Genomic DNA, 19,112 nt, shown 5'->3' with positions numbered 1-19,112 from the left:
AGCTCCGTAAACTCAGACGAACATGGATTAGGCGGTTAGTTCCTTGCGGCCCTTGCCGCGACGTGCCGCCACGATTGCACGACCTGCACGCGTACGCATACGAAGACGGAAGCCGTGAACACGCGCGCGGCGTCGGTTGTTCGGCTGGAACGTCCGCTTGCCCTTGGCCACGGTCAACACTCCTCGAAAATCAAAGACGCTTACTCTGAAGCGTCCGAAACGGTGGTAGCGAGTTCGGTCGAACTCGTTTACACCCCAACAGCGAGAAATCCGAGTGAACACAGACTGTGAGCAGCCAGCAAGCATCGGCCACCTCGCCTTGGGTGACTGTTCGACAGTACTGATCGACTTAGCGGTGGTCAAACCCGTCCGATCCTACGACCCTGCATCACATCCGTGTAATTCATCCACAGGCCTGGGGAGCAAGGGGTGTTGATAACCACTCTCGCGGCTGTTCCCGGTCGAGCCTTCGGCGGAAACCTGTAACTCGAGGAATTCGCGTTCACCAAAAGCGCTGGTCAAGACACTGCGCATGACAGTTGCAGGAGAATTTCGCCGATCGGGGTGACACCGATGTCGTTCATCCACACCTGTGGATAATTGTGTGGAAACACGAACCAATGGCATATTCGTACACGGCACGTCCGTACCCGATACGTTGCACTTCCGGCTGTGGTTCCCCGATGAACTCGTGATCGACGACGACGATATCGGACTTCGATGCGGTGCGAGCGTGAAACAACAGCGTCTTTCGAAGGCACTGTCCGCAGCACGTGCTGTCGACGACATGCACGTTCGCTTCAATCGCACGTCCGAATGGGGAGGCACCGTGAACGAGGATCCGGATGCGCTGGCGCGTATCTGGCCAGAGGTAGTCACGGAATTGACGTCCGATCGGCACAGTGGTCAACCTCTGACCAAAGGGCAAAAGGCATGGCTCGCTCTCGTCGAGCCTCTTACCCTGACTCAGGGCTTCGCACTGCTGGCGGTCCCTTCGTCTTTCGCGCAGGAAGCGATAGAGCGCGACTTGCGTGAACCGATACTGAACGCACTCGGCCGTCACCTCGGCCAGGGCGTCGAAGGCCTCGGGGTGCGAATTTCAGCGCCTGAAGAAGAAAAACACGAACCTGAGCAACCGAGGTATTCGGAGGCAGCGAGCACTCCCACTTACCGCAGACGCTTCCTCACCAGCACCGATGACGATCCGTCCGACTCGGAAACTGCAGACTACGAGGAAGTGGACGACGAGCGGGAAGCACTGGCGAGTGTGCAGAACTCGTGGCCTACCTACTTCACCAAGCCGCCGGCAACCACATCGACGACGTCGGGGGCACAAAGCCTCAACTCGAAGTACACCTTCGATACTTTCGTCATCGGCGCATCGAATCGATTTGCCCACGCAGCGGCAGTCGCCATCGCGGAAGCACCTGCTCGCGCATACAACCCTCTATTCATCTGGGGAGCGTCCGGGCTAGGGAAGACGCACTTGCTCCACGCTGCCGGCCACTATGCGCAACGTCTCTTCCCAGGCATGCGCGTGAAGTACGTCTCGACCGAGGAATTCACCAACGATTTCATCAACAGTCTTCGTGACGACCGGAAGGTGGCGTTCAAACGCCGATATCGGGAGACGGACGTACTCCTCGTCGACGACATTCAGTTCATCGAGGGTAAAGAAGGTATTCAGGAAGAGTTTTTCCACACCTTCAACACCTTGCACAACGCGAACAAGCAGATCGTCGTTTCCTCCGATCGCCCGCCGAAACAGCTTGCAACCCTCGAGGAGCGTCTACGCACTCGGTTCGAGTGGGGCCTGATCACCGACGTTCAACCTCCGGAACTCGAGACTCGCATCGCCATCCTCAGCAAAAAAGCTCGGATGGATCGCCTCGATGTTCCGCACGATGTCCTCGAGTTGATCGCCAGTCGGATCGAGCGCAATATTCGTGAACTCGAAGGCGCGTTGATCCGTGTGACGGCATTCGCGTCGCTGAACGGTCAGGCGCTGGACCTCACTCTGGCAGAGGTAGTACTTCGCGACTTGATGCCCGACTCTTCGAGCCTCGAGATCAACGCCGCGACGATCATGGCTGTCACTGCGGAGTACTTCGACACCTCGATCGACGATCTCTGTGGACCCGGTAAGGCGCGTGCGCTTGCGATGGCCAGGCAGATTGCCATGTATCTCTGCCGTGAGCTCACCGACTTGTCACTGCCCAAGATCGGCCAGACGTTCGGACGCGATCACACAACGGTCATGTACGCAGATAAAAAGATTCGCAAAGAGATGACCGAGCGACGCAAGGTGTACGACCAGGTCCAAGAGCTGACCGCTCGCGTGAAGCAGCGGTCCAAGCGCTGACGCGAAGCCCGCTTCATCCCTGAGCGGGTTCTCTTCCACTTTCCTCGCGGCTACCCGCGCCGGCACGGTTGAGTGCGCTCCACATCACTCAACCGTGCCCCTCGAGCGACGTCCGCCACTCTCCGTAAGAAATCTTTGGTCAATTTTCGGTGCCTGGATGCCCAAAAAAACGTACTTTCAGGACTCCGTTCGAATGATTCACACCTGTGGATAACCATGTGGATAACCGGCTGTATCTGGGGATGGTTTGTGAGAGCCTGTGAACCGATGTAATTCGTCCACAGGCTGTTGGCACGCCACCGGTGATTGGTCCCGAATTCATCCCCACGACACCACGCTTGGCGACCAGGGACTACACACCTCGATGCACAGATTCCACAGGACCTATTAATACTAAGAATTTCTCTTGAAAAGACCTTCTTCTAAAACAGGTGTTGGGGAACGATTCGTTCACAGGCCCCACCCGGCAGCCGTGGGCCTACGTCGTCGACCCCGTCGTTCGGCTTTCAAGTTGGTCGGGAAGGGCATACGGTGTTCTTCTGCTCGGTTGTGTCAGACTCTTCGATGCACCGGTCATGAGCGCACGTCGCGCTCACCGCAGCCTTTGTGGGAACGAACTGCTGCCGAACGAGAGGAAAGACTTTAGCGATGGAGCTTGGAAGTCTGAAGTTTCGCGTTGCTCGCGAAGATTTTTCCGATTCCGTTGCCTGGGTTGCTCGAAGCCTCCCGTCCAGGCCGCCCGTTCCCGTTCTCGGTGGAGTTCTTCTCGCCGTCGACGAGCAGGGTCTGACTGTTTCCGGGTTCGACTACGAGGTATCAGCCCAGGTCCGGGTGTCTGCTGAGGTCGCAACCGCCGGCCGAGTCCTCGTGTCCGGCAAGCTGCTCGCCGATATCACGAAGTCTCTCCCGAACAAGCCCGTCGACGTCGGTGTCGAGGGAACTCGAGTGCTCATCACCTGCGGAAGCGCGAAGTTCTCGTTGCCGACGATGCCCGTCGAGGACTATCCGCAGCTTCCCGAACTGCCGACGCAGACCGGATCCATCCCGGTGGAGGTGTTCTCCGAAGCCATCGCCCAGGTTGCAGTTGCGGCAGGCAGGGACGACACCCTTCCGATGCTGACCGGCATTCGAGTCGAGATTGCGGGCACCAAGGTGGTGCTCGCTGCAACCGATCGGTTCCGTCTGGCCGTCCGCGAGCTCGACTGGACACCTGTCGGGGAGGACATCACGACCGAAGTTTTGATACCCGCGAAAACTCTGTCCGAGTCGGCGAAGACCCTGGTCGGAAATGCAAGCTCACTCGTCGAACTCGCATTGGGTTCGGGGTCGACCATCGGCGCCGACGGTTTGCTGGGCATCATCAGCGAAGGACGTCGCACCACCACCCGACTCCTGGACGCAGACTTTCCCAAGTTCCGCCAGCTGTTGCCTCCGGAACACACGGCCGTAGCGGTCGTGGAGATCGCTCCGCTCGTAGAAGCGATCAAGCGCGTCGCGTTGGTCGCCGAGCGCGGTGCCCAGGTGCGACTCGAGTTCTCGGCCGAAGGTGTGCTGCTTTCCGCAGGCGGTGACGACGCCGGGCGTGCCGAAGAGGCATTGCTTGCAGACTTCCAAGGTGAGGCATTGACGATCGCCTTCAATCCGGGTTACCTGATCGACGGCTTGTCGTCGTTGCACAGTGAAAAAGTCACGTTCGGGTTCACCACACCCAGTCGGCCTGCAGTTCTGCGTCCGACCAGCCAGGATGAGCTCGTTCCGGATTCTTCGGGCAAGTTCGCAGCACCGCAGAGCGCGTACACGTATCTGCTGATGCCGGTTCGACTACCTGGCTGATCGGATACGGAACACGTGTGGATGCGGTTTACTCGATACCAAGGGGCATCCGCACACTAGAGAAGGACATCTCCTCATGCAGCTGGGACTGGTCGGCCTCGGGAAAATGGGCTTCAACATGCGCGAGCGTCTGCGTGCGCACGGGCACGAAGTGATCGGGTACGACCCAAGACCAGAGGTGACGGATGCCCCGTCCCTCGAGGAGCTGGCCAGGACGTTGGTGGCGCCGCGGGTCGTATGGGTCATGGTTCCATCCGGTGACATCACCCGAAGCACGATTGCGTCGTTGAGCGAGGTACTCGACAAGGGTGATCTGGTCATCGACGGTGGCAACTCCCGGTTCACCGACGACGCCGCGAATGCCGAGCGACTTGCAGCGAAGGGTATCGGTTACGTCGATGCCGGAGTGTCCGGTGGTGTCTGGGGACTCGAAAACGGATACGGCCTGATGGTGGGTGGTTCCGAGGAGGATGTTGCACGTGCCCTTCCGATCTTCGACGCCCTACGCCCCGAAGGTGAGCGTGCCGACGGGTTCGTCCACGCAGGCCCGGTCGGTGCAGGCCACTACGCCAAGATGGTTCACAATGGCATCGAATATGGCCTCATGCAGGCGTATGCCGAGGGATACGAGCTGCTCGAGGCGGAAGAACTCGTTCAGGACGTCCACGGTGTGCTGCGTGCGTGGAGCAAAGGGACCGTCGTTCGTTCGTGGTTGCTCGATCTGCTCGTTCAGGCCTTGGCCCAGGACCCCGAGTTCAGCGAGATCTCTGGTTATACCGAGGATTCCGGTGAAGGTCGGTGGACGGTTGAAGAGGCGATCAGGCATGCGGTTCCGGTGCCGGTCATCTCGGCTGCACTGTTCGCGAGATTTGCTTCGCGACAGGATGATTCGCCCTCGATGAAGGCTGTATCGGCTCTTCGTAACCAGTTCGGCGGCCACGCCGTCAAGCGGGCAGGTGCTGATGAATTACTTCGAGCACCCGACCCCAAGAAATAGCCTTGTACGTTCGTTCGTTCACTCTTCGCGATTTTCGTTCGTGGGATGACGTCACCACTGATCTTGGTCCTGGCTCGGTGGTGTTCGTCGGTCCCAACGGGCATGGGAAGACAAATCTGCTCGAGTCGCTCGGATACCTGTCGACGCTGTCCTCTCATCGTGTGTCCTCGGATGCGCCGCTGATCAGGGCAGGTGCGGAGCGAGCTTTTGCGGGTGCATCGGTGATCAATCTGGGTCGAGAATTGACGATCGATGTCGAGATTCTCGAGGGTCGGGCGAACAAGGCGAGGATGAATCGATCTCCGGTTCGACGGCCTCGTGAAATCTTGGGGGTACTGCGCAGTGTGTTGTTTGCGCCCGAGGATCTCGCGCTGGTGCGGGGAGACCCAGGCGAGCGCCGTAGATATCTCGACGAGCTTTTGACCACTCGTCGTCCCCGAATGGCCGCTGTTCGAGCAGATTACGACAAGGTACTCCGTCAGCGATCGGCGCTGCTCAAGACAGCCGGTGGAGCATTGAGACGTGGCTCGAACTCGAGCGACGGTGTGGGTGCATTGGCGACTCTGGATGTGTGGGATGGGCATCTCGCTGCGCACGGTGCCGAATTGCTTTCCGCAAGAATCGCTTTGGTGCACGAGCTGACACCTCATGTGGCCGAGTCGTACTCGTCCATTGCCCCGGAGTCACGTCCCGCGACAATCAAGTATCGCAGCAGCCTCGCCGACGCGCTGCCACCGGAGTTTTCGGATCCGAATCGCGAACCCGAATCCGACGATGTGGAGGTTTTGGAAGCTGCTTTTTTGCATCAGCTTTCGACAATGCGTACACGTGAGATCGAGCGTGGAGTCTGTCTGGTCGGACCTCACCGGGACGATCTCGAACTTGGACTCGGTGATCAACCAGCGAAAGGCTATGCGAGCCATGGCGAATCGTGGTCCTTCGCGTTGTCGTTGCGCTTGGCATCGTTCGGGCTGCTCCGCGCCGAGGGTAGTGACCCGGTCCTGATGCTCGACGACGTATTCGCCGAGCTGGATCGCAAACGTCGTAGCGCACTTGCGCGGGTGGCTTCCGGGGCGGAGCAGGTAATCATCACGGCTGCGGTTGCCGAGGACATTCCAGCCGAGATCGATGCCAGGCGCTTCGGCGTCGAAGCTGTTCAAGGAGATTCGGGTCGAATCTCCACCATCACTCCGCTCGAAGAAAACGTGTGCTGATGACCGACGGTGCCGGAGGCAAAGACCCGGAGAACGAACTACGCGGAGTAGACCTTGCTCGACGTGCCCTCGAGGAGGCGCGGGCGGCGGCGAAGGCGAGTGGTAAGTCCGTGGGGCAGGGGCGATCGTCGCCCAGCGGTGGAGTGCGCGCGCTTCGAGGTCGACGCAAGCGTGGATGGTCCGGGGCCGGACCAGACGATCGCGACCCACAGACACTCGGTTCGGTGGCGGGCTCGATTGCAAAGAACCGTGGATGGTCCGACAAGGTGGCAGAGGGCACGGTGATGGGGCGTTGGCCCACTGTCGTAGGTGAGGACATTGCGGCACATGCTGTCCCTGTCAAGCTCGAGGACAGTGTTTTGAGCATATCGGCGGAGTCGACGGCGTGGGCGACTCAACTTCGGTTGATGCAGGCGCAGATTCTGGCCAAGATCGCCGCGGCGGTCGGCCACGGGATCGTGAAGTCGCTGAAGATCACCGGACCTACGACGAAAAGCTGGCGTAAGGGCGATCGCCACGTCAAGGGGAGGGGTCCCCGGGACACGTATGGGTGATTACTCCTGTTCGTGATAATTCACGAGTGGGATTATCACAGCTTCGCCGGTGATTCAAGCGTATTGTGGGTGATTGGCCGTTTTCGGATGCGTATCCACTCGGCTCCACAGGGGCTGTTGGCTCGGGGCAGCCGACGCAGGCGACGAAGGGATGCAGTGTTACCCAAGAATTTTCGATCCTCGGACCGTAACGGGCACTCGATCGCCGCAGTTACGCGCCATGTCGACGCCGCTATCCCGAATGACAGGGTCATTCTGCAGGCCAGGAACGTCTCGTTCGACTGGGGCTCGTTGCCGCTGCATTATGTGGACTCCGATCCGTTGGCGACCCATCTGTTCAACGTGATGCATCTTCTTCTGCCCGAGGGCGAGGAGTGGTTTGTTCGGACCTTCAAAGAAGCGCTGCCTTTGATCCATGACGAGCAACTCAAAGACGACGTCATCGGCTTCATCGGGCAGGAAGCAGTACACGCTCAGGCCCACACACAGGTCCTCGACCAGCTCACCGCCTACGGGATCGATGTCGAGCCTTACGTCGAGCAAATGCAATTCCTGTTCGGACGTGCACTGGGAAACAGGACCGGACATTCGCGCAACAGCCTGGTGGAGCGCATTGCGCTGATCGCAGCAGTCGAGCACTTGACGGCTTTTCTCGGAGACTGGGTTCTCAATGCCCGTCAGCTCGACGTCGTCGACTTCGACCCGACCATGTTGGACCTGTTGAGGTGGCATGGGGCTGAAGAAGTCGAGCACCGATCGGTCGCTTTCGAGGTCATGCAGTATTTCGACGTTCGACCGGCACGACGGCTGCGGACCTATATCGCCATCGCGCCGACCATGGTGTGGTTCTGGACGCGCGGGGTGCGGTTCTTGATGGATCAGGACCCGACATTGGCAGCTTTACCACCGAAAAAGCGCCGACCCTCGTTGCGTGACTATCGCCGGGTTGCTGCTCGAGGGCTCTTTCCGAGTCCGAAGTCGTTGTGGAAAGCATCGCTGCGCTATCTGCGGTCCGACTATCACCCGTCACAGGAGGGATCCACCGCGCAGGCGGTGCAATATCTTGCCGCTTCCCCGGCTGCACGCGCAGCTGCACGGTGAGTGTGTTGGGTTTTCGTCGCAAGTGGGCAAAAATGACGCGGTCCGTCGAGACCTTCCGCGTGGGCCGAGTGATCCCGGGTGATTTGTACGGTCGGGCTGCGTCGGATCAGACGGTGTCGATCGTCACCGATGCCCTGGACAAGTGGTTCGCCCTTCTCGACGACGGACCGTATTCCGGCGACTACGCTGCGCCGGAACTGGTGCGTACTGTCTCACTCACCCTCGATAGGCGAGAGATTCTCTGCGTAGATCAGTGTGTGGTTCAGCTGACTTTCCGGTCTTCCGACGGGTCGCCCTTGCCTGCCTGGGCGCCGGGAATGCACCTCGACTTCTACCTGCCTTCGGGCCGGCGTCGGCAGTACTCGTTGTGTGGCGATCCTGGGGATCTCAGCAATTACACCGTTGCGGTGCGGTACATCCCGGACGGAGGCGGTGGATCACCGGAAATGCACGCCCTCGAGGAGGGAGCCGAACTTGTGGTGCGCGGACCACGCAATGGTTTTCCTTTCTTGCCTACAGGGCAGGCGGTGTTCGTAGCCGGTGGAATCGGGATCACTGCGATCATTCCGATGGTGCGTGCCGCACGCGAAGTGGGTATGGATTGGCATCTCGTCTACTGCGGGCGTTCTCGCGAATCGATGCCGTTTCTCGACGAGATAGCAATGTGGGATTCGGACCGCGTGACGGTACGCACCGACGATGTCGAAGGTGTGCCGTCCGGCCCGACACTGCTCGAGCCCGTTGTCGGTGGTGCTGTCTATTGTTGCGGTCCACCGCCGATGATCGAGTGTGTGCGAACGGCGTTCGACGCGTTCCCTGCTACACATCTTTATTTCGAGCGGTTCTCTGCGCCACCGGTGCGCGGCGGGGTGGAGTTCGAGGTTCAGCTCGTGAATTCCGGAACAGTTATCACTGTTCCGGCGGACAAGACTGTGTTGGAGACGATTAGGGAGATTCGGCCCGATGTCAGTTACTCCTGTCAGCAGGGGTTTTGTGGCACGTGCCGTGTTCGGGTTCTCAGTGGAAGGCCCGAACACCGCGAACACAGGCTGACCTCGGACGAGCAGGAGCAAGAAATGCTGATTTGTGTGTCCCGCTCGAGCGGTGACCGGATCGTGCTGGACCTCTGACCCTCGAGGCGGATCAACTGTCCATCTTTGCCGTCGCACTCCGAGAAAATGCGTCTGTGAGCCATTCAGAGGCCAGTTTGGGGTGTCAATGGCCCCATGCTGCCAGGGTGTACCAGTAGTATAGGACGGTAACGTAAGGAAGCCCTTCGGATCGACTCTGCCGAACCAGGACGTCCACCGCGAATGCGGAAGGCGTCGATGACGGTGTGTCGCTTCCGTGCCGGAGCACCACGAGTGTGTTTTCGATGCGGCAGCACCGTGTGGTGCGAGGGGGAGTCGAAGATGCGTAGAAGGAGAACAACCCGACCGTGACTGCCCAAAAGTCAGGTAAGAGCGATAACAAGGATTACGGCGCTTCGTCGATCACGGTTCTCGAGGGGCTCGAAGCAGTCCGCAAGAGACCCGGTATGTATATCGGTTCGACCGGCGAGCGAGGCCTGCACCACCTTATTTGGGAGGTTGTGGACAACTCTGTCGACGAGGCGATGGCCGGATACGCATCGACCGTCGACGTCACGATCCACGACGATGGAAGCGTAGAGGTCGCGGACGACGGTCGAGGAATGCCCGTCGACACCCACTCCTCCGGTGTACCCGCTGTCGAGGTCGTCATGACCCAGCTGCACGCAGGCGGTAAATTCGACTCGGACTCGTACGCGGTCTCCGGTGGTCTGCACGGCGTCGGTATCTCCGTGGTCAACGCACTGTCCACGAAGGTCGAGCTCACGATCTCCCGCGACGGGCATCGCTACACCCAGACGTACGACTACGCCAAGCCCGGTCCGCTCGAAACCGTCGGAGATACCAGCGACACCGGTACCAGGACGCGCTTTTGGCCGGATGGCAAAATTTTCGAGACGCTCGATTTCAACTTCGAGACCGTGCACCGTCGCCTACAGGAAATGGCTTTCCTCAACAAGGGTCTGACCATCAACTTTGCCGACGAGCGCATTGCCGTCGCCGAAGTGACCGAAGACGAGTTGGGCGAAACTGCGCTGGCCCCTAAGTCTGCTTCCGAGGAACAGGCCGAAGCAGCCGTCGCCAAGCCCCCGAAGGCACGGAAAAGGACGTATCACTACCCGGACGGTCTGGTCGACTTCGTCAAGCACATCAATGCGAAGAAGACCCCGATCCACACCTCGGTCGTCGGATTCACCGGCAAGGGTACGGGCCACGAGGTGGAGGTCGCGATGCAGTGGAACGCCGGCTACTCCGAGTCGGTTCACACCTTCGCCAACACCATCAACACGCATGAGGGCGGAACCCACGAAGAAGGATTTCGCACGGCGTTGACGGCGACGGTGAACAAGTACGCCAAAGAAAAGAAGCTGGTCAAAGAAAAGGACGGGAACCTCACCGGAGACGACATCCGTGAGGGATTGGCTGCTGTTCTCTCGGTTCGCGTGGCCGAACCGCAGTTCGAGGGCCAGACGAAAACCAAACTCGGCAACACCGAGGTTCGTTCGTTCGTTCTCAAGGCCTGCAACGAGCATCTCTCGCACTGGTTCGAGTCGAACCCGGCTGACGCCAAGACGATCATCAACAAGGCCGTGTCCTCGGCACAGGCTCGTATGGCTGCGCGTAAAGCGCGAGAAATGGTGCGGCGCAAGAGCGCAACCGATATCGGTGGACTGCCGGGCAAGCTAGCCGACTGCCGTTCCAACGACCCCAGCAAGTCCGAGATCTACATCGTGGAGGGCGACTCCGCCGGCGGCTCGGCCAAATCCGGCCGCGACTCGATGTTCCAGGCGATCCTGCCGCTTCGCGGAAAGATCATCAACGTCGAGAAAGCCCGCATCGACCGCGTACTCAAGAACAACGAAGTCCAGGCGATCATCACCGCCTTCGGCACCGGTATTCACGACGAGTTCGACATCACCAAGCTGCGTTACCACAAGATCGTGCTGATGGCCGACGCCGACGTCGACGGTCAGCACATCTCCACGCTGCTGATGACGTTGCTGTTCCGATTCATGCGGCCCTTGATCGAACATGGCCACGTCTACCTCGCGATGCCTCCGCTGTACAAGCTCAAGTGGAGTCGCGGCGAACCCGATTTTGCCTACTCCGACTCTGAGCGAGACGGCTTGCTCGAGGCAGGTATAGCCAACAAGCGCAAGATCAACATCGAGGACGGTGTGCAGCGCTACAAAGGTCTTGGTGAGATGAATCCCAAGGAACTGTGGGAAACGACGATGGATCCGTCGGTGCGCGTCTTGCGTTTGATCACCCTCGACGACGCTGCAGCTGCAGACGAACTCTTCAGCGTATTGATGGGCGAGGACGTGCCCGCTCGTCGCAGTTTCATCGCCCGCAACGCCAAAGATGTTCGCTTTCTTGACGTTTAGTTGATATCCGTAGGTCAGCCGATCACTGTTTCGTGCTGACCTACGGTGACTTTCTCTAGGAGAAAAGCCTTATGTCCGATATCACCGAACCACCAGTAGGACCGCCTCCCGGTTCGACCACCAACGCCGAGGGTGGAGACCGGATCGATCCGGTCGACATTCAAGAGGAAATGCAGCGTAGTTACATCGACTACGCGATGAGCGTCATCGTCGGCCGCGCGCTACCCGAGGTCAGAGACGGTTTGAAGCCGGTGCACCGCCGCGTGCTCTACGCCATGTACGACTCGGGCTTCCGCCCCGACCGCAGTTACGTCAAATCCGCACGCCCGGTTGCCGAAACGATGGGTAACTACCATCCGCACGGCGACAGCTCGATCTACGACGCGTTGGTCCGTTTGGCACAGCCATGGTCGATGCGTTACCCGCTGGTCGACGGTCAGGGCAACTTCGGATCGCGCGGCAACGACGGTGCCGCCGCGATGCGTTACACCGAGGCACGTCTGACTCCGCTCGCAATGGAGATGCTGCGCGACATCGACGAGGAAACCGTCGACTTCATTCCCAACTACGACGGCAAAACCCAAGAGCCGACGGTACTTCCGTCGCGGGTGCCCAACTTGTTGATGAACGGGTCCAACGGAATCGCCGTCGGTATGGCCACCAACATTCCGCCGCACAACCTGCGTGAGCTCAGTGAAGCCGTGTTCTGGGCCCTCGACAATTTCGAGGCGGACGAGGAAGCCACCCTGGCCGCGTGCATGGAACGCGTCAAGGGCCCTGACTTCCCGACACACGGACTCATCGTCGGTGGCCAGGGCATCCAGGATGCTTACTCCACCGGCCGTGGATCCATCCGGATGCGCGGCGTCGTGGAGATCGAAGAAGACTCCAACGGTCGCGCGACGATCGTGATCACCGAGCTGCCTTTTCAGGTCAACCCGGACAACATGATCACCTCGATTGCCGAGCAGGTGCGTGATGGCAAGCTCGGCGGCATCTCGAAGATCGACGACGAGTCTTCGGACCGCGTCGGGCTTCGCATCGTCGTAACCATCAAGCGCGATGCCGTCGCGAAGGTGGTGCTGAACAACCTCTACAAGCACTCTCAGCTCCAGACGAGCTTCGGCGCCAATATGCTCTCGATCGTCGATGGCGTCCCGCGTACCCTGCGGCTCGACCAGATGATCCGCTACTACGTGACCCATCAGCTCGAAGTGATCGTCCGCCGCACGCGATACCGGCTGCGTAAAGCCGAGGAGCGCGCACATATTTTGCGTGGACTGGTAAAAGCGCTCGATGCGCTCGACGAGGTCATCGCATTGATCCGCCGCTCTCCCGACGTCGATTCCGCCCGCACGGGCCTTATCGACCTGCTCGAGGTCGACACGATTCAGGCCGACGCGATCCTCGCGATGCAGCTCCGGCGGCTTGCTGCCCTCGAGCGTCAGAAGATCATCGACGAGTTGGCAGAAATCGAAATCGAGATCGCCGAGCTCGAGGACATCCTTGCCAAGCCCGAGCGTCAACGCCAGATCGTGCGCGACGAACTCGCGGAGATCGTCGAGAAGTTCGGCGACGACAGGCGCACCCGGATCATCGCTTCCGACGGTGACGTCAACGACGAGGATCTGATCGCACGTGAGAACGTCGTGGTCACCATCACCGAGACCGGTTACGCGAAACGGACCAGAACCGATCTCTACCGTTCGCAGAAGCGCGGCGGCAAGGGCGTTCAGGGTGCGGGACTCAAACAGGACGACATCGTCAGCAAGTTCTTCGTCTGCTCGACGCACGACTGGATTCTGTTCTTCACCACCAAGGGTCGCGTCTACCGCGCGAAGGCGTACGAGCTGCCGGAAGCCAACCGCACCGCGCGTGGCCAGCACGTCGCCAACCTGCTCGCTTTCCAGCCGGATGAGCGGATAGCTCAGGTCATTCAGATCCAGACTTACGAAGACGCGCCGTACCTGGTTCTCGCGACCAAGGGCGGTCTGGTCAAGAAGTCCAAGCTCACCGACTTCGACTCCAACCGAAGCGGCGGCATCGTGGCGGTGAACCTCCGCGGTGAGGACGAACTGGTCGGCGCAGTGTTGGCGTCCTCTGACGACGATCTGCTTCTCGTCTCCGCGCAGGGCCAGTCCATCCGGTTCTCGGCAACGGACGAAGTGCTGCGTCCGATGGGTAGGGCGACATCCGGTGTGCAGGGCATGAGATTCAACGGTGAAGATCGACTACTGTCCCTCAATGTCGTCCGCGAAGGTAAGTACCTTTTGGTCGCAACTTCGGGTGGCTACTCGAAGCGGACCGCGATGGAGGACTACCCGCAGCAGGGCCGAGGCGGAAAGGGCGTGCTGACGATTCAGTACGATCCGAAGCGTGGCACGCTGGTAGGGGCTCTTATCGTCGACGATGACGACGAGCTGTATGCCATCACATCCGGGGGCGGCGTCATCCGTACCGCGGCAAAGCAGGTCCGGAAAGCAGGCCGACAGACGAAGGGCGTTCGGTTGATGAATCTCGGTGAAGGCGACACACTGCTCGCTATCGCCCGCAATGCCGATGAGCCCGAGTTGGGCGCTGAGGGCACCGAAGAAGATGCACCGAAGGAGTCGTAGTGAGTACTCCCAACAGGCCCGGTAGCAGGCCGGCCCCGCAGGGCGAACAAGGCGATGCTGCCGCGCGACCGCAGCCGGCCGCACGGCCTCCTTCCGCACCGGAGCCTGGGCGTACCCCGCCGCAGCAGGCACCACAGCGGCCCGCCGCGGCAGGATCGCCGCAGCCGCCGCAGAGCGGTGCACGTCCTCCCACCCGGCCGACGCAGGGCCCCCCGGCTCAGAGCGCCCCACAACAGGGACCCCCACAACAGGGAGTTTCCGGCCAACGACCGAGTGCCGGTGCTACTGCGCCTACTCGACGAACCGGCTCCGAGGCCACGGCCGAACAGCGCGCTCAGCAGCCCGCCGCACAGCGGCCGCAGAAGGCACCGGGGACCCCGACTTCACCGGTGGCCCAGCCTCCGGCCGGGGTGCAGCCTGCGTCTCGACCGACCGCGGCGGAGCCACAGCCGACTCAGGCAGCACCTTCGGTCAAAGGTGTGCCTGGGCGTCCGCATGAGAAGCCTTCGGTGGCTGCACCTGCTGCAGCGTCGGGATCGGCGTCGGCTCCACTCGATCCAATGAGGGCCGGAAGTCAGCAGCCTCCGACGACCGCTCTGCCGAAGGAGCACGCCGACTCGGCTGGTGTGCCGGATGGTGCGGGGCCCAACAGATCTGCGCAGGGAGCGCCACCGTGGCAACGTGGTCAAGGGCAGGGTCCGCACGAGGCAGTGAATCGTGCGCAGAACCAGCCGCAAACCAATCTGTCTACTCGAACCGGTTCGTTGCCGGCTGGATCACCTGCCGATGGACCAGTCACTCCCACCACGCAAGCCCGTGGCGAAAGTCAGGGAGCGAAGGCTCAGCGGCGGGAAGATGCCAAGTCGAAGGCCGCCGTCATCGACGGTCCTACTCGTCATATCGAACGCAAAGATCTGGCGAAGGACATGCCGGACTTGTCATCGGTTCGACATCCAGCGCCCAGTAGCGAGCCACAGAAGGCTCCTGCCCCGATTGCGGTGGCTGCGCGGGCAGAGGGCGAGCCGCTACGTGCCACTGTTCAGATCCGGAAGATCGATCCATGGTCGACCCTGAAGATCTCGCTCGTCATCGCGGTGTCCTTGTTCTTCGTCTGGATGGTGGCAGTAGGACTTCTGTACGCCGTCCTTGACGGCATGGGTGTATGGGACCGACTGAACAGCGCCTTCACCGAAATCGTCAACGAGGATGGCGGTGGCGGACTGGTGAGTGCAGGTCAGGTGTTCGGCTACGCAGCCGTCATCGGAATCCTCAATGTGGTGTTGTTCACTGCACTCACGACGATCGGATCATTTATCTACAATTTGTCGTCCGACCTGGTCGGGGGCGTCGAAGTGACGCTCGCGGATCGGGACTGACACAGCGTTGGACGGTCACCGCATCGAGCCGTTTTGGTTTACAGCGGCTCGATGCGGTAACCTCACTCCTCGGTTCGAGGAGAATAATTTCCTCGGATCAATGGTCCCTGTGACCGAGGTTCGAGGGCCTATAGCTCAGGCGGTTAGAGCGCTTCCCTGATAAGGAAGAGGTCGGAGGTTCAAGTCCTCCTAGGCCCACAACCGGAAGGCGGAGAGGATGAGACTCGTGAAGATTCTCCTCCTCGCCGGTGCGGTTGTGACAGCGATCCTGACGGTGACGAAGCTGCGCACGGTGCGTAGCGGAGACGGTGTCTGGCACGAAGTCGCAACTGCCTGAACGTCCGACGGTGAGGTGAAACCGGTTGTCAGAGACCGGTTGTTGCAAAAGGTAAGTGAACATGTAACGTGTTGTTCGCTCGCCGGATAGACCCGGGGCCTTAGCTCAGTTGGTAGAGCGCTGCCTTTGCAAGGCAGATGTCAGGAGTTCGAATCTCCTAGGCTCCACAGTTTCACGAAGACTCAAGATGACGTCCAGCACCAGCTGGGCGTCATCTTTTTTGTCGGCGCGATATGGTGGATATCCGAACGGATCCCCTCGACAGGCCGATGTCGAAAGTGTCTTCTCCCCGACTGCTTTACCGATTCGAGTGTCGTCGGTAAGTGTTAAGGTCCGGCACGTAGAGCGCGTCTGCCTACGTTTCACATGACGCGACCATGGGAGGTGGGCCATGCCGAATCGAAGTCGACGGAGCGGGCATCTGGGACGCCTCCGCGTGTACTCGTGCGGGGCCAATCGCGCGTGAGAAAACTCGAGCTCGACGAAGCTGCCCTGACACTGCTGGTTTTCGTCGTAGGAACGACGCTTCTTTCCCTCGCTGGCGGAAGCGCATCGTGGGGCCAACTGGGGGTAGCGGGTCGGCTTGCAGTTCTCGCGTCGACGGCTCTCGGTATCGCATCCGCGGTAATGCTTCTGAGATCGAAGCAACCGAGCCCGAAGCGCACCATCGGCAGTGTCACATTCATGGCGACCGTCGCTCTGGCGTTGACGTCGTCCGTCAGTACCGCCCTGCCGACCCTTCTCGTGAGTGTGCAGTCCGCGATGTTTCTGGGCATGCACGTCGGGGCGTTCTGGTCCGAGCGTAATGCGGGGATATGGGCGGCGTTCGTGGCGCTTTCGGCGGTAGCGGGTACCTCTGTGGCGCCATACGACTCGCCGTTCATCGCGTACATCCTCATTGCGCTCGGCGTAGTCGGCTCCACCGAAGTTTTCGGTACGTTTGCCCGGCGTATGCGCTATTCCGCGACACACGACGTTCTGACAGGGCTTCTCAACCGCTTCGGATTCGAATCCAAGGTGGACAAGGTGCTCCCGGCCTGCGCGGCTCGCGGTCTGTCGGTCAGCGTGGCTGTGCTCGACCTGGACAACTTCAAGCAGATCAACGATGAATACGGGCACATCGCCGGTGACGTGCTGCTCTCGCGCCTGTCGAAGGCGTGGAAAGCCGAACTCACTCGACGGGACGTGCTCGGCCGGCTCGGGGGCGACGAGTTCGTCCTGTTCATGCCGGGCGTCCACGAGGCAGAGGCCTGGCACATCATCGATCGGCTGCGGCGCGCACATCGTGCAGAATGGAGTGTCGGATTGGTCTGCATGCCTGCAACGTGTCGGTGGGCGGAGATATACCGGGCGGCCGATGCAGATTTGTATCGTGCCAAGCGCAGCAGACCGGGAGCGCAAAAGCAGCCTGGCGCTGCTGAAACCGAATCCACCGGCGAACCGGAGTGGAGAATACAGCGCTGACGCACCCCCTCCCGGATTCATCCACAGCCTGTGGATAGATTCGGCAGCGCGAACTGGAAAGAGTGTTGACTGTGTTCTCACGTCGACCGACCGGACGACGATTCGGCAGTCGACGGGGGATGTGTGCATGGTTACCTGGAGTGACGTTCGCCGTTGGGACCCAGAGAAGATCGGTCTGCTTGCCGACTCGCTGATCCACACGTCGGACGTGCTGATGGGGGATATGCAGGCGCTCGAGCGATTGTCCGAGAGCCTCGAGTGGACAGGTGCTGCTGCAGACGCGGCGCGCACGGAGATTTTTCGCCTTCACGACGAATATATTTGCGCCGCCGATCAGTTGATGTCGATCGGTAGGTGTGTCGAGGGCCTTACGTATTCGATGTACCCGCTCGTGGCTTCGGTTCTCGACTGCGACCGTGACGCCCGGGAAAGCGATGCCGACATCGACGATGACGGCGGTGTTGTGGATCGAATGCCGCTGTACTCCAGCGCGTCCGAAGATGCATGGAGCCTCGGTCGTGATCGGCTCAGGCGAATACGCGATCTGCGGGACAGAGCTACCGAACTTCTGACGCGTGCGCGATATCTCGACTCGCAGGGAGCCGCGATACTGCGGACACTGTCCGATTCGGTATCGGCGACAGGAGCGGACGTCTCCACGGTCCCCGCTGCTGCACCAGCATCCAGAATTGCAGTACCGACCGAGACAGCCTTACCGACCGGAAAGAGTGCGTCCGCCAACGCCGCGTTCTGGGATTCGCTCACGATGGCCGATAGAACCCGACTACTGGTCGATCGACCCGAGCTGATCGGGAACCTGGACGGGATTCCGGCGGTGGTCCGGGATGCGGCCAACCGACGGATGCTCGTTCGCGAAAGAAGCCGCCTCGAGGAAACTGCCGCCGATCTGCAGGATCGCCTGAACGACAACATCTTCGGTGGAATGTTGGACAATGCCGATGCGGGGTTGGCGCAGACACGCAAGCGTTTGGCCGCGCTCGACGCGATTACGGCCACCCTTGACCAGGGGGATCGCCAACTGTTGGTGCTGGACAATCGGAGTGGCGAGGACACCTTGGCTGCGATCGCGGTGGGCAATGTCGACACCGCTACCCATGTGGCGGTGTTCGTGCCCGGACTCGACTCGGATGTCCAAGGGGACTTGCGGCGATACGACGGTGATATGGATTCATTGAAAATGGCTGTCGAGCAACTACTTCCGGCGGATCCGCCGGAGACCGCCGCGTGCGTGACCTGGATGAACTACGAAGCGCCGCACCTCGGATGGAACCTGTTGAACCCGGACCGTTCCGTCGTCTCCGGCTCAGCGGCGATCGCGGGCGGAGAGCGGTTGTCGACATTTCTCGACGGACTCGATGCTGCGCGTGCCGAGGACCCTCATTTGTCTTTGCTCGGTCATTCCTACGGTTCGCTCACCGCCGCGTACGGGGTCCGCGGTGCCGACGACACGGGCGTCGACGATCTGGTCGTTGTTGGGTCGCCAGGATTGGGAACCGGGACTGTCGCCGAGTTGTCCGTACCGCCAGGTCACGTATTCGTCGGTGAAGCATCCGACGACAGGGTGGCGGACCTCGGGGCCTTCGGCACGGATCCGAGCCGACTCGAAGGCACAGCATGGCTCCCTACCGAAGGCTCGGCGTACCTACCGGCCGAAGGGCATGGAGGCTATTTCGTCGAGGGCACCACGGCACAGCACAACAGCGCGCTGGTCGTTGCCGGACGCGCCTCCGAAATTGCCGGAGGCTGACCGGCAACGCCCG

At 60.7% G+C, this 19,112-nt stretch carries 13 protein-coding genes and 2 tRNA genes; 14 read left to right on the top strand and 1 reads right to left on the bottom strand.

All coding sequences use genetic code 11. The features are described from left to right. Positions 1-27 precede the first annotated feature (27 nt). Positions 28-171 (bottom strand): 50S ribosomal protein L34, encoded by a 144-nt coding sequence (rpmH, locus tag O1W68_RS05945; RefSeq protein WP_269301981.1) that lies wholly within the window; start codon positions 169-171, stop codon positions 28-30. A 658-nt stretch (positions 172-829) separates the two neighbouring features. Between rpmH and dnaA the strand changes: the two genes are divergently transcribed. The 14 genes from dnaA (at position 830) to O1W68_RS05875 (ending at position 19,099) form a co-directional block, all read left to right on the top strand. Further along, positions 830-2,362, top strand: a complete 1,533-nt coding sequence (gene dnaA / locus O1W68_RS05940) for a chromosomal replication initiator protein DnaA (protein ID WP_269302817.1) — start codon at positions 830-832, stop codon at positions 2,360-2,362. Positions 2,363-3,010: 648 nt separating this feature from the next. Further along, the gene (gene dnaN / locus O1W68_RS05935) at positions 3,011-4,195 is read left to right on the top strand and encodes a DNA polymerase III subunit beta (RefSeq protein ID WP_269301980.1); all 1,185 of its coding nucleotides are present in this window, start codon (positions 3,011-3,013) and stop codon (positions 4,193-4,195) included. Positions 4,196-4,271: 76 nt separating this feature from the next. Next, positions 4,272-5,192, top strand: a complete 921-nt coding sequence (gene gnd / locus O1W68_RS05930; RefSeq protein WP_269301979.1) for a phosphogluconate dehydrogenase (NAD(+)-dependent, decarboxylating) — start codon at positions 4,272-4,274, stop codon at positions 5,190-5,192. 2 nt (positions 5,193-5,194) lie between these two features. Beyond that, entirely contained in the window at positions 5,195-6,406 is a 1,212-nt protein-coding gene (gene recF / locus O1W68_RS05925; protein ID WP_269301978.1) for a DNA replication/repair protein RecF, read from the top strand. Next, entirely contained in the window at positions 6,406-6,960 is a 555-nt protein-coding gene (locus O1W68_RS05920) for a DUF721 family protein (protein WP_269301977.1), read from the top strand. The genes recF and O1W68_RS05920 overlap by 1 nt, the downstream gene beginning before the upstream one ends. Positions 6,961-7,161: 201 nt before the next feature. Further along, positions 7,162-8,061 carry a metal-dependent hydrolase gene (locus O1W68_RS05915; protein WP_269302816.1) on the top strand — a complete coding sequence of 300 codons (900 nt, stop codon included), beginning with the start codon at positions 7,162-7,164 and terminating at the stop codon, positions 8,059-8,061. Between the two features lie 32 nt (positions 8,062-8,093). Further along, entirely contained in the window at positions 8,094-9,191 is a 1,098-nt protein-coding gene (locus O1W68_RS05910) for a PDR/VanB family oxidoreductase (RefSeq protein WP_269301976.1), read from the top strand. A 308-nt stretch (positions 9,192-9,499) separates the two neighbouring features. Further along, positions 9,500-11,539, top strand: a complete 2,040-nt coding sequence (gene gyrB, locus O1W68_RS05905) for a DNA topoisomerase (ATP-hydrolyzing) subunit B (RefSeq protein WP_269301975.1) — start codon at positions 9,500-9,502, stop codon at positions 11,537-11,539. A 71-nt stretch (positions 11,540-11,610) separates the two neighbouring features. Further along, positions 11,611-14,154: a DNA gyrase subunit A gene (gene gyrA, locus O1W68_RS05900; RefSeq protein ID WP_269301974.1), complete on the top strand. Its 2,544-nt coding sequence runs from the start codon at positions 11,611-11,613 to the stop codon at positions 14,152-14,154. After that, positions 14,154-15,530: a DUF3566 domain-containing protein gene (locus O1W68_RS05895; RefSeq protein ID WP_269301973.1), complete on the top strand. Its 1,377-nt coding sequence runs from the start codon at positions 14,154-14,156 to the stop codon at positions 15,528-15,530. Before gyrA ends, O1W68_RS05895 begins: the two co-directional genes overlap by 1 nt. Before the next feature lie 124 nt (positions 15,531-15,654). Then, positions 15,655-15,728: transfer RNA gene (locus O1W68_RS05890), tRNA-Ile, on the top strand. Between the two features lie 233 nt (positions 15,729-15,961). Further along, positions 15,962-16,034 (top strand) — tRNA-Ala (locus tag O1W68_RS05885). 295 nt (positions 16,035-16,329) lie between these two features. Beyond that, the gene (locus O1W68_RS05880) at positions 16,330-17,331 is read left to right on the top strand and encodes a GGDEF domain-containing protein (protein ID WP_269301972.1); all 1,002 of its coding nucleotides are present in this window, start codon (positions 16,330-16,332) and stop codon (positions 17,329-17,331) included. Positions 17,332-17,458: 127 nt separating this feature from the next. Then, positions 17,459-19,099, top strand: coding sequence for an alpha/beta hydrolase (locus tag O1W68_RS05875; protein WP_269301971.1), 1,641 nt, complete (start codon positions 17,459-17,461; stop codon positions 19,097-19,099). The last annotated feature ends 13 nt before the right edge of the window (positions 19,100-19,112 follow it).

It is taken from the genome of Rhodococcus sp. H36-A4, from assembly GCF_027158005.1.
Lineage (GTDB): Bacteria > Actinomycetota > Actinomycetes > Mycobacteriales > Mycobacteriaceae > Rhodococcoides.
The sequence above is the reverse complement of the archived record's forward strand: the minus strand, read 5'-3'. Positions and strand labels throughout refer to the sequence as shown.